Below are 1,057 nucleotides of genomic sequence, written 5' to 3'. Positions count from 1 at the left end.
TACTGGGCGGCGTGAGCCCTGCCGGGCCCGCGGCGTTCGCAGCCCTCAGGAGGCGTGCGAAGTGCTTCGCGGCCGTCACTGCCTCCGGGCCGTCGGCCTCGGAACTGATCCGCAGCACGAGATCCTCCTGGGCCATGGACCCCGTGTACCCGTGGTCCGCCTCGCAGTTCGGGTCCCCGCACGACGCCGGGAGGAGATCGAGCCGCTGGCCACCGGACCACGCGAGGGACAGCGTGACCTCGCGGACCGGGTCGCCGGGCTCGTAGGCGGCGGGCTCGGCGAAGACGTAGCTGAGCACGACCGTGGCGATCTGCGCGAGCGGGACCGACTCCGTGGAGACCTGCGCGGTGATGCGCTGCGGGTCGGATTCGAGCGGGGCCTCGTCGACGTGAGTCACGACGAGCAGCTCCTCCGTGAGCGCGAGCACGGTCACGTGGCGCCGGACCTCGGCCCGCTCGAAATGCGTCTCGAGGTGCACGAGATGGGCCAAGGGCACCGAGCCGTCGAGGGCGTCGTCGACCACGTCGGCGACGAGCGGCGGATAGAACCCCGTGCGCTCAAGGTCGGCGGTGAGGGTCCTCGGGGTCGCGGCTGCAGGCATCGGTCCGTGGGGTGACGGCGATTGGCTCATGCGGACTATTCTCCCAGACGGGCCGCGCGGCAGTCGGCTCACTGCTGCGACATCGCCCTGCGGGCGCTGTCCGTACGGTGCTCGGCGTTGCCGAGCCAGACGTCGGCGTGCAGGACGGTGAGCCCCCGCTCGCTCACCACGACGGGCTTGAGTTCGAGCACCGAGACCTCGGGGTGGCGGTCCTTGAGGATCGACACGCGGCCCACGAGGTCCTCGATCGCGGCGACGTCGAGGGCGGGCAGGCCCTCGTAGCCGAGGAGCTTCTCCGCAGCCCGTGGCGCCCGCACGAGGTCCCGCACGTCCTGTGTGGTGAGCGGCGGGACGCGGTGGGCCCAATCGTCGAGCAGCGCCACCGCGTCTCCCGCGAGGCCGAACGAGATCACGGGGCCGAGCAGCGGGTCCTCGATCGCACGGACCACGCAGGCC

Annotated in this window: 2 protein-coding genes; both read right to left on the bottom strand. The window is 72.1% G+C overall.

Going from position 1 to position 1,057, the window contains the following annotated elements; all coding sequences use genetic code 11:
• The coding region (locus ACLN58_RS22500; RefSeq protein ID WP_415857424.1) for a DUF5998 family protein at window positions 1-601 on the bottom strand (601 nt) is incomplete at its 3' end.
• A gap of 68 nt (window positions 602-669) precedes the next feature.
• A partial coding sequence (locus ACLN58_RS22495) for an acetate--CoA ligase family protein (RefSeq protein ID WP_415857423.1) occupies window positions 670-1,057 on the bottom strand: 388 nt, incomplete at its 5' end.

Source organism: Sinomonas sp. G460-2 (assembly GCF_047759905.1).
GTDB lineage: Bacteria > Actinomycetota > Actinomycetes > Actinomycetales > Micrococcaceae > Sinomonas.
The sequence above is the reverse complement of the archived record's forward strand: the minus strand, read 5'-3'. Positions and strand labels throughout refer to the sequence as shown.